The sequence below is a fragment of the Niveibacterium sp. 24ML genome (genome assembly GCF_026586805.1).
Classification (GTDB): domain Bacteria; phylum Pseudomonadota; class Gammaproteobacteria; order Burkholderiales; family Rhodocyclaceae; genus Niveibacterium.
Genome location: NZ_JAPFHA010000045.1, coordinates 1 through 11642, shown reverse-complemented (window position 1 = coordinate 11642; position 11642 = coordinate 1). Strand labels below are relative to the sequence as shown.

5 protein-coding genes are annotated in these 11642 nt (G+C 63.2%); all 5 read right to left on the bottom strand.

Annotated features, from left to right (window positions below):
* Positions 1-3917 (bottom strand): GLUG motif-containing protein (locus tag OPU71_RS20765; RefSeq protein WP_267730008.1); only part of this gene is annotated, 3917 nt, incomplete at its 3' end.
* A gap of 682 nt (positions 3918-4599) precedes the next feature.
* Positions 4600-5790, bottom strand: a complete 1191-nt coding sequence (locus OPU71_RS20760; protein WP_267730007.1) for a DUF3322 domain-containing protein — start codon at positions 5788-5790, stop codon at positions 4600-4602.
* The gene (locus OPU71_RS20755; RefSeq protein ID WP_267730006.1) at positions 5787-9176 is read right to left on the bottom strand and encodes an ATP-binding protein; all 3390 of its coding nucleotides are present in this window, start codon (positions 9174-9176) and stop codon (positions 5787-5789) included. The genes OPU71_RS20760 and OPU71_RS20755 overlap by 4 nt, the downstream gene beginning before the upstream one ends.
* Positions 9169-9888 (bottom strand): DUF4194 domain-containing protein, encoded by a 720-nt coding sequence (locus OPU71_RS20750; RefSeq protein ID WP_267730005.1) that lies wholly within the window; start codon positions 9886-9888, stop codon positions 9169-9171. The genes OPU71_RS20755 and OPU71_RS20750 overlap by 8 nt, the downstream gene beginning before the upstream one ends.
* 2 nt (positions 9889-9890) lie before the next feature.
* Positions 9891-11369 carry a DUF3375 domain-containing protein gene (locus OPU71_RS20745; protein ID WP_267730004.1) on the bottom strand — a complete coding sequence of 493 codons (1479 nt, stop codon included), beginning with the start codon at positions 11367-11369 and terminating at the stop codon, positions 9891-9893.
* Positions 11370-11642: the final 273 nt, after the last annotated feature.

Sequence of the window (11642 nt, the reverse complement as noted above, 5' to 3'; positions counted from 1 at the left end):
GCCACGGCATCACCACTCACAACACCAGCCAGGCTGCCCGCGGTGGTCGCGGCCGTGGTGCCGTCGTAGGTCTTGCCTGCGGCGGTGATGTCGCCCGTGAGGTGAGCCGGGGTAATACTCAGCGTGCCGCTCACGTAGCTAACGTCGTAACCCTGCTGGTTCGAATAGAGTCCGGAAACGGTCAGCGCCTGCGAGCCGACATTCTTGCTCGTCGCAACCGATGTGGCCACGCCAAGGAGATTGGCATTCGGCACCGCGGAGTAGCTCACCCCGAGCCCCGCCGTTGTTCCGTTGTAAGTGCGGGTGCCGCTGGTGGCTGTCACTGAGAGCGGCGTGAGGAAGTGTCTGAGCAAGGGGTAGGTCGCACCATCGTAGATGCGCCAGACCGCAGAAGAGCCCCCGGCGTTGCTGATGTCGCCCCCCCACGCGCTGAAACTGGCGGCTGCGTGCATGGCTGCCGTGTCAAGTCCAAACAGCTTGTCCAGGGTTCCGCTGTTATAGCCGGTCGCGCTCGACGTAGCGGATGTCGTGGTATCCCAGTAGGCGTTCGTAATGGAGCTCATGTCGTTGATGCCAACCAGCCCCCCGACATCTCTGCCGCCAACGGCAGTGCCTGTCGCGTAGACATTGCTGACCGAACTCAGATAGCCGTAGCCGACCAATCCACCGACCCCCGCGTTTCCTGTCGCATGGCCAGTCGCGTAAGCATTGCTGACGGCGCCTCGATTTAGTCCAACCAGTCCGCCGACGGCATCGCCGCCTTTGACATCCCCGGTGGCGTAAGCAAAGCTGATCGTCCCCGAATCGTTCTCACCCACAAGGCCTCCGGCCGAGGCGCTGGACGTCACCCGTCCTGTGGCGTAGGCGTAGGTAGTGGTGCCGGCGTTAACGCCAACAAGACCGCCAACCTTGTCGAAGCCAGTAACACTGCCCGTAGCATGGACATTGCTCAGTGTGCTGCTGTTTGCCCCAAGCAGACCGCCGACATAGCTGTCGGCTGTAACGGTGGCGCTTGCGTAAGAGTTCGTAATCGTGCCCGCAACGTTAGCCCCAGCCAGACCTCCCACGATTAGCCGCCCCGTCACGCTGCCCGTCACGAAGGCGTTGCTGATCGTGCTGCTGCTGGAACCAGCCAAACCACCAACGTAGTCGCGGCCCGTGACGCTACTCTCCACCAAACCCAAGTTCCGGATGATTGCGCCACTTTGTGCGCCGCCGAATAGCCCAACGAAATCACTCGTGGGGCGATTGATGCTCAGCTTGCTGACGGTGTGTCCCAGCCCATCAAAAGTGCCGGTAAATGGCACGCTCACGCCACTAATCGGGCTGAACCCAGCCCCGGCATTCCAGGTTGCGGTGGCGCTGGCGTCAACGTCGTTGCCCAGCACGTAATGGGCTGACAAATTGCCTTTGACAGCCTGCAACTGGTTAACGTTGAGGATGACGTCGTATGCAGTGGGCGTCGCCGCGCCATCGCTTCCGAGGTAAACCGGGCCTGCAGTGTTGAATACCCCGTGGCTTAGCAAATAGGGCGTGGTTTGGTTGCCGCCATTGCCCCACACCGCGGCATCAAAACCGGCGGGCAGTGCGGCGGCAAGTTGCGCCGTGGTCTTGCCCGATACACCGCAGGCGCCGCCACCACCGCCGCAACCGTTTGCCCGGGAAGACGTCGTGGTATCGAAAAAACCATTGGTGATCGTGCCAATGTTGTTTCCGGCCACGCCACCGACATTACTGGCGCCCGACACGCTGCCGGTGGCATAAGCGTTGCTGATCTTGCCGGAGTTGTAGTTGCCTCCGACCAGACCGCCGACTTCCGTTGTGCCCGAGACGCTGCCGGTGGCATAAGCGTTGCTGATCGTGCCGGACTCTGCGTTAAGTCCGACCAGACCGCCGACATCGTTACTGCCCGACACGCTTCCGGTGGCATAAGCGTTGCTGATCGTACCGGAGTTGAAGTTGAGTCCGACCAGACCGCCGACAAGATGGTTGCCCGACACGCTGCCGGTGGCATAAACGTTGCTAATTTTGCCGGAGCCGTCGTTGAGTCCGACCAGACCGCCGACACCATAATCGCCCGACACGCTGCCGGTGGCGTAGACGTTGTTGATAACACCCAAGCTCACGCCGGCCAAACCACCCACATAAGCGCTTCCCTGCACGCGAACGTCCGTCAGCCCCAAGTTGGCGATGCTGGCACCGCTGCCGGTATAGCCAAACAAACCGATGCAGGCGGTGGAGGCGCGCTTGATGGTTAGCCCGCTAATGGTATGGCCCAAGCCATCGAAACGGCCAGTGAACCGATTCGCGCTATTTCCGATGGGGTTGAAGCCAGCACCACCGTTCCAGCCGCTGGTCGCGCTGGCATCGATGTTGGCGCCCAGCACATAGTTGCCCGCACTGTTGCCGCTAATGCCCTGCAGATCGGTACCGGTGGTGCTGCCTGCAGCCCCCAGAGACGTAATGACCGTCCAGGCGGTCACGGTGCCACTGCGGCCCTGCTGGGTATAGAAGTGATTGCCCGCCGAGAGGTTGATCGAGCCGCCGTTGAGGGCGTAGCCGGAGCCACTGCCGTCGGTGCTGCCCTGGCCGTAGTGGAGCTTCAGGGTGCCCGCGCTGGCGCTGATGCTGGCATTGAGGTTGATGTTGCGATACGCCGAGAGCATGAGGGTGTTGTTGCTCGTCCAGCTCACGTTGGCATTGACGTGGATGTCGCCGGCATCGCTGCCGCTGCCGTTTTCTGTGGTCAGCGTGACGTTGTTGGTGCCAAGGTTCGTGGCGAGCGTGCTGGCGCCGATGCCGCTGCCGGTGCTCGGGGCACTGCCGGCGCTGACGGTGAAATCGGTGGGGTCGATCAGCCAGGTGCCGGTCTGGCCGTTTGCGGCCTGCGTGGTGACTTGGGCTTCGTCCGCCACCGTCACCTTGGCGCCGCTGGTTTCGATGAAGCCGCCCTTGCCGCCATCGGGCGCTGAGGCATCGAGCCTGCCGGCAAGGTTTGTCGTGCCCGCACTCATGCCGGCGAGCAACACGATCTTGCCGTCGCGGTTCTCCACCGTGCGTGCTTCAATCACGCCGGTGTTGTTGACCACGCTGCTGATCAGGCTGTCGCGCGCGCCGGCGCTCAGCAGCACCTGGCCGCCTTCGGCCTGGATCAGGCCACCGTTTTCGGCGAGCGCATCGAGCAGGTTCTGGTCGACTTGCAGGCTCGCCAGACTGTTGCCGTTGAAGTTCAGTGTTACGGCGCTGCCCGCGCCCAATGCCGCCGTGCCTTGCGGCGCGCTGATGCTGCCGGTGTTGGCCACGCTCTTGCCGATCAGGGCGATGTAGCCGCCGCTGGCTGCGGTGAGGCTGCCCTGGTTGATGACGCTGCCCGTGCCACGGCCGCTGAAGGTGGCGCGCTGGCCGTCGGCACTGCTTGCTGTGAGTTCCAGCGTTGAGGCCACCAGGCCACCGACGTTCACCTGCGCACTCTGGCCAAACAGCACCCCGTTGGGGTTGATCAGCCAGACCTGGCCGTTGGCGTTGAGGCGGCCCATGATCTGGCTGCCCGCCGTGTCGTAGATGCGGTTGACCGCAAGCGCGCTGGCCGAGGGCTGAACGAAGTTCACCGTCTCCTGCTTGCCGACGTTGAAGCTCTGCCAGTTGAGCGAGAGATTCTGGCTGTTCTGCCTGATCGTGGTGGTGGCGCCACTCTGGCTGATGCTGCCGCTGCCCGCGGTGACTTGCCCGCCCGTGGGCCCGGCCTGCGCCAGCCCACCACCGAAGGTAAAGGCGACCGCACAGGCCGGCGCCAGCAGCTTGCGCCGCCCGCTGCTTTTCCCCCGCCCGCGTGCAACTTCGGCAACAACGACCCAGGCGTTATGTGCGGCACTCCAGACGAGCCGGTAGATGCGGTTGAGGGTGGCGTGGCGAGACATGAGCATTCCTTAACGTACGTGGGACCCGCACCGCTCGTGGCGTTGCGGTTTACCTGTAGAGGCAGACTTCGGCCAAGGTTAAGAAACTCTTGCTGTTAACGTGAGAGGGGATTCCCGGACATGTAGGGGTTTTTCTGACACGATCGCTGCGCAAACGCGCAGATTCGGCGCCGCACCGGGGCCTTAAAACGTAGTCCCATCAATGACTTACTGGTTACTCGGCCGGTGAATTTGCCTGTCAAGGGCGCAATTCAAAAAATCAGTTAATTTGTGCAAATCTGAATCTGTTTGACGCAAGGCAACTTGGCAAAGGCGGCATCCGGAACGCGACACTCCACCGACTGCTTTCTTACGCAGAACTCGAAGCGGGCAACCGACGACTATGGAGTACGGGCGAGACTCGATCGAAAGTGACCCTTTAGCGCTTTCGGCATCGTGCCTCTGCAATTCAATCTACTGCGGCCTTTCATCCCGTGTTGCGCGGCCGCGTCGGCAAAGCTAAAGCCCTATTAGCGAGACCGGACTAATCTGACCTGAATCATGAGCACGGAGAACATGCTGCAAGCCAAGTCGACGCTATCGCGGCTGGTTGAGTCGCTCAAAACCGGAGCGCAGCGTGAGATCGTCATTGCGCGCAATGTACGTCCAGCGCAGTCACCGACGGCCGGGGGACGCAGGCAGACTATCGCCCCGCACTCAACAATCTGCCCAGCTGCTCGTTCAGCCAGGCGAAGCCCACTCGCTCTTGCTCCAGCCGCAGCCGTGGCTGAACTCGATCGAACCTGAGCTCGTCATACACCTGCGTTTCATGAGCCGTCAGGCAAGGTAGCGGGTGCTGAATCGGCGTCGACTCCTCGCCCCAGTGGGGCCGATGCGCCAGAAGAGTTTCCCGGTCCATGAGAAATGACGCCACCTGCGGAAAGTAACCCCGCAGTTGATCGAGAATGGCGAAGCCGTGGGTATCGATGTCACCCCAGTAGTGCAGCCGGCATCGGTGTAGCCACGTTGCCCGTGCCAGCGCATCCCAGCCGTAGCCCGCACCGAAAATGACGATGGCGCGCGGGGCTTGGGGAAAAGCCAGGAAATTGGTTTCGTTCTCGGTGATGAATACGCGCTCAAGGGGTAGCACCAAGTCAGAAAAACTCGCGGCGTCGAGCGTGACATCGAGCAATCCCTCGCACCCCGGAAGCTTCAGCAGCGCCGGGTCGAGCAAACGGAAACGAATCCGGACAGGCTTGTCCAGGAAGCCGAACCGTCGTGTGAACTGGGCGACTCCGGTGGCCGCCGGGTCAACGGCCTCGGGTGGCAACGCAAGCTCAAGCAGTTCGATGAGCACACCTCGGTGGGCTTCGATGAACTTGCTGTCGACCCCAGGCGCATCAACCTGGCGCAGGTAAACGCCGGGTCGTGGATGGTCCTGGAGCCAAGAAACCACCGCCAGCAAACGCTCCCAGCGGTCGGCGAGTTCCAGGGCCAGCAACGGACGCTTGGACAGCCAGGCCAGCAAAGCCGGTTGCGCGCTTGCCGTTTGCTGCCACAGGACATCGAATCGTTGCGCTGGGTGCGCCTTGCCAATGAGCGCCAGCGCATCTTGCAGCGAATCGAGCCACACCGCTGCGGGTAGCCGCTGCATGCCCTGCACGCGATGTTTCCACTCGCGCCATTCGATGCGCACCCTTGGCATCTCGGCCAGCACACGCACCCAATCACGCACAGCCTCGAACCGGCCAGACAGATCCGCGGCGCTGGGCGCCTTCAAACTCAGACGTAACGGCCAGGCCATCGCACTCGATACCGACGCACGCAGCAAGTCGCCCCGATCCCAGAGGCGCTGAATCTGGGCACGCAGGTCTGCCGGGCTCGTCCAGCTCATGGCGTCACACCGCCGCCGGCCTCACCCTCTGCCTTGTGCGCCCGGTACTCTTCGATCGACAGACAACGCAACCGCGAATCGCGCCCACCCTCGTTATGCACGAAACCGACGCTGGCCACGAAGGGCTCGATGATGTGAATCTTCTGCAGCGGCGTGACGATCAGCAACTGCAAGTTGAGCTGCTGGAACAGGCGCAGCCCGTACTGCGCTGACTCGTCGGACCCGCGCCCGAACGCCTCGTCGATCACCACGAAGCGGAACGAACGTGAGCGCACCGCGCCCCACTCGAGCCCGAACTGATACGCCAGGCTTGCGGCGAGCACGGTGTAAGCAAGCTTCTCTTTCTGGCCGCCCGACTTGCCGCCCGAGTCGGAGTAGTGCTCGTGCTCGGTACCATCGGCGCGCCAGCGCTCGCTGGCCGAAAACAGGAACCAGTTGCGTACATCGCTCACCTTTGCAGTCCAGCGCCGGTCCGCATCCGATAGCCCTTCGCGGCCCCGGAATCGGTCGATGATGGCCTTGACCTGCAGGAACTTGATCTCCGAATACTGTTCGTCGGCCGAGCCCGTCAGCGCGCCCTCGGTGCACGAACGAAGATCCTGCTGGAATTCGCGGATCTCGGCATCCGGGCTGGGCTGAGCCACCAGCGTGATGTAGCGACTGGGGTTGTAGTCGATACCCTGAAGCGACTGATTGATGAAGTCGACGCGTTCCTTGATCGTCTCGCGCTCGCGGGCGAGCTGGGCATTGAAGTTGGCGATCTCGTTGATGGTGTTGACGTTGAGCAGCTCCTTGAAGCGCGCCTCGAATCTCGGCAGATCGTCGCCCTTCAAGCTGGTAAGCATCCGCTCGTACTCCGGCAGCGCCGCGAGGCTTACGTCCATTTCGACGGTCTCGGACTTGAACTCGTCCTTGAACGTGGCCATGGCTTTGATGAGCCGCTCGCTCAGTCGTTTCAGACGCTGCTCGTCCGCATCGATGCGCTCCTGCAGCCACTTGCGCAGTTCCTGCTCGCGGTTGTCGCAAGACTCAACCGACAGCTGATGTTCGCCAAGCGCCTGCACGCGCAAGCCATCGATACGTTCGATCTGTGCCGCTGCCAGCGGCGCCTCATCCCACGCGCTACCGGCCAGATCCCGCATCGCCTGTGCCGCCTCGCGTTTGCTCTTGACCTCGCCCCGCTTGCCCAACGCGTCTGAGCGTTTGCCATCCAGCTCGCCCAGCCGGTCCTGCACGGCCTTGAGCTGACGCCCCAGCTCTTGCAGGATGTCTGATGCAGCCTCCAGCCTCGCGCGCTCGTCGGTAAGCGCGGCAATCTGGCGCGCCAGACTCGCCCAGTCGATGTCCGTAAAGCGTGTGAACTCCTCGAGCTTGCTGAGCGCATCGAGCCGGCTCCGCAGTTCGTTGCGTGCCTGCTGGATCTCGCTGATGCGCTGCGCGAGCGTGGCAAGCGAGGCCTCAAGACGCCCCCGTTCGTCGCGCAAGGCGCGCAGCTTGTCCGCATTGCTCCAGCCCAGCACATAGCGGCTACGGTCGTCGATGCGGCTGCGGTCGTCCTTCTCATGGCGCCCGCTCGGATCCTTGATCTGGCCGGCGCGCGTGATCGCACGCGCCTCGCGACTGAACTGCGCGCCAGTGTCGCAGCACGCCACGTCGAACCGGCTCCGAAGCTCCTGTTCCAACCATTCGTAGTGCGGCGAATCCTGCTTGATGCTTAGCTTGCGCACCAAGGATTGCGCATGCAGGAGTACGCCCTGCTGCCCGCCCTTTCGCGGCCGAACATGGAAGTACACCAGTCGGGCGCCCAGATGCTGGCGATCCACCCATTCGGCAACGGCCTTGTAGTACACGTCGGGCACCAGCAGGGCCAAGCCAAAACCGCGCAGCAGCCGCTCGGCTGCGCCTTCCCATTCGCGCTCATCTTCGCGGATCTGGATAAGCTCGCCCGCGAAGGGCAGTTCGTCTTCGCCGATGCCAAGCGCCGAGCACAGCGCATCGCGGATACGGACCTGGCTGGCGTCGATGTTGCTCTTGCGCCGCTGCAGACTGTCGATTTCCTCCGACAAGCTCGCGTGCACCTCTCGCCCCTTGCGGAAAGCAAAGTCCTCCTCGCGCTCGCAGTTGTCCTGGTCGGCAATTCGCTCGCGCAAGCCTTCGGCACGCTTGGCAATACTCTGTTGTTGGGCAACAAAGCCCACTTCATCGGCAGGCGGTGTTTCATCGACGCGGGCCAGCAGTTCCTGAAATCGCTTCGCCCTCGTCTGGCGTTGTGCCTTCTCCTGCTCCAGACGGCGAATCTCTGCCGCCAAGGCCTCCAGGCGGTCTCCACCGTTGTCGCGCAGGGCCCGCTCCAGGCGGGTGATTTCCAGGCGCTCAGCCTCGCGTTGTGTGTCCAGGTGGTCGATCCTTGCATCCAGCTTGGCCGCCTCCTCGGCCAGCGTCGCAAGCCGTCGGTCCAGCAGACCCAGCTTCAGCCGCGCGAAGTAAGGCCGCAGCGAATCGCGTGCGTCGCGCCAGCCCTCGATCTCCGCTACCAGCGCTTGATGTCGGCGGCCATCGTCAACCAGCGGCGCGAGCAGTCCGACCTGTCGCTTTGCTTTAAGCACGGCCTGATGCGCCCGATCCAGATCGTCAAAGTGGCGGATCAGCGCCTCGATACGGGTTCCTACATCAAAGGGTTCGAGCATGTGGCTGCGCACAAAATCGGTGAGATTGCCCACCGATTTCATCGAAACGGTCTGATGGAACAACTCCAGGGCCTGCTCATGCTCGATGCCAAATCGCCGCCGGAACCACGCGCCGTAAGGCGGGAAACTGTCGAACAGTTCGCAGCCCGAGCCACGCAGCCTCTTGCGCAGCGTCTGGATATCGCTACCGAAACCGCTGAAGTCGTCAGCAATGCTTAGTGCCCGCTCGGCTGCCACGAACAGACGCGCGGGCTGGCCCTGCGGATCCTTCAGCCAGAACACCTGGGCCAGCGTCACCGCCTGGTCGTAGCCCTCGTTGCGGAACACGCCAAGGATCACCGAGTAGCTTGAGGCATCGCGCAGCGCCACCGGGCGAGCACTGCCCGTGACCTCGTTGCGCTCGCTCTTGTAGTGACCGAGCACGTAAGAGCGCAAGGATCGCTCACGCGCATCCGCCCCGGCGGCTTTGTTGTAGGCCACCCGATGCGACGGCACCAGCAAGGTGGTGATCGCATCAACCAGCGTTGACTTGCCCGAACCGATGTCACCAGTGAGCAGGCCATTTCGCCCGTCAAGCGGGTAGCGCCAGACGCGCTTGTCGAAGGTGCCCCAGTTGAGCACCTCCAGCCGCTGCAGCCGGAAGCCCACACGGCTGTCGTCCGCGACGAAGTCCAGACCGAGCGTTGAGGTCTCACGCATCGGCCGACTCCCCGCGCGCCCCGCGCTCCTCCCCCTTGCCCGACAGTGCCGTGCGGTACACCGCCAGCCGCGCATCGAACTCCGCCAGCCACTGTGCATCCACAAAGGCTTTGAGGATGCGCCGCACTTCGTAATGGCTGCGCTCCTGCGCGCTACCGGCCGCAGGTTTGAGCCGCCGCAGAAAACCGAGATCGACCACCTTGCTGATCGTCGCATCCACCTGGTCGATCAACCGGGCCTCGTTCGTGCCATCAGGCAGGAAGACCCGCATCAGCTCGGCGATTTCGTCGCGCGAGAGCACCAGCCGGGTATCGCCACCGCCTGCATCGAACTCGGTCATGCGCTTGCGCAACAAGGCCAGCATCAGACTGACCGCGTAGGTGAGCGGTCGACGCGCGACGAGCCTGGGCAGGCGCGGCGCGCCGTCGGATTCGTCCGGGTCCGGTCGACTCTTGAGAAAGGCGTAACCCTCGGCCTCGTCCAGTACCAGATCGAGCAGCAGCACCGCAGCCTGTTCACGCACCCGCGCCTGAAGTCGCAGCAAGCTGGCCCACAGGCGCTCATCGTCGTCGCGGTAAAGCACGCCCTTGAGCAGTTGCACCATCAGCACCGAAAGCTCGGGCACCGCGGGCGGCACATCGGACGGCGTATCGGCCGAGGCGTTTTCGTTCAGCGCATCCATCATGTATTTCTCTTCGGTAGCACGCAGCACCCTCACCGCGTGAAGATCACACGGGGCAAGCGGGCCTCGCGTTCTACCGGCTGCTCGTCTGCGCTGCGGGCATGCCAGCGAACCGGCTCTTCCACACTGTCGTCCACAACGGCGCGCACGCCTTCCAGGGCATCGCCCGCCTGGCCGGCATGCGCCAGTTCGAGGTAAGCCACCAGTTCGGCCAAGCCCTGTTTTAAAGGGGAGGCATCCAGCAGTTCGCGCAGGGTGATCTGCGGCTGTTTGCGCAGCGCGCGTTGCACCGTCGTGCGCAGGCGCGCCTTGTCCACCACGATCTGGTCGAACAAGCGCGCGGTGTCGATATCCGCATCTCCAGCCACAAGGGCCAGATCGGCCAGGCGCGGCTTCACCCCAGGGGTGAACAGGGGGCGCTCCAGTGGCAGTTCAACTTCCGCCCCCATCGCATCGATGTGCATCACCACGCCCGTCGGCGCCGCCCCCCGCATGGCCAGCGCCTTGCTCTCGATGCCGTGCAGCAAATCGACGATGCGGCGGTTTTCCAGAAAGGCGCGGTCATCGAGGAAGCGGCGCAATTGCTGGGAAAGCTGGGCCACGGTGCGCTGGGCGTGTTCGCCCGCCTCAAGCCAGTCGTGATGCACGCGGCGGGTACGCGGCTCCGGCTTTAGCGCAGCAACCGCGGGAAGCGCCAGTACCTGATCGAGGCGCTCGGACAACTCCTCCTGCCGACGACTGGACATCAGAAAGTCCCAGAAAGCGCGGAAGCTGCGGCCTTGATCGGAGTCGCCAATCGCGTCGCGCTCCCCCATGATTTCGTCGAGCAGCGCGCCCTTGGCGCCTTCCCACAGCGCGATCTTCTCGCGCACCTTGCGGTCGAGCAGGCGGAAGTTGTGCTCCACCTCGCGAAAATCCGCCAACAGCTCGCGCGCCAGTTGCTGAAATTGCTGGAAGCGATCCTTGACCGCCGTGTCATCCAGCAACGGCACCTCACCCGCTCGCACGCGGGCGATCTCGGCATCGATCTCGTCACGCTTCTTCTGCAAATCCTCCAGCCGCTTGGCCGGGTCGACTTCGGTGCCGGCGCCAATCTGTTCGAGCAGCGCAAACAAGGTCAGCAGGCGGGATTCCGTCCCCACGAAGGCGCGTTCGGTGAGCGACACCAGCCATGAAATCGCCTTTTCGGTCGCCGGGGTCAGGTCGAACTGCGCCTCGTCGGTACCCGGCTTGTAGAACTTGCGCAGCCAGCCCTTATCGGTCGAGGCCCAATCGCTCAGATACGCCTGCGCACCTTTCGGGTAGGCCTCCGATCCCAACTGCTCGCGCAAGGCAAACAGTTCATCCTCAAGCGCCTCGGCGAGATCCTCCTCGCTCATCACCCGCACGTTCGGCGCCACGAACACCCGGTGCAGAAAGCTCGCCACCAGCGGCGCGTGTGGCGAAGCCAGCAGCAACCAAGCTGGGTGACGGTTACGCAGGGTGACAAGGGTGGAGTGTTGAAGTGACATCAGAAACGATTCAAAAGTGCGGGCGAGGCGCCCGGCCAACATTCAACCAGCCTTGGCGCCAACCAGGGGGATTTGGCTGGCGAAAGTCAAAGAGAAAAGGTTTGTCTGAACATGCCAACGTTCGCTACGATCGCGTCCCGCCGCGTGGTGTATGAGTCAATCAGAAGGTCATCGACTTCGGTACGGTGAATTGCAGGGTCAGTCAGCCACAGCAGAGAGGCTGAGTTTGGAAGTGTCGCCGACCTCGGCGAGCGTTTCCAGCGTCATGTAACG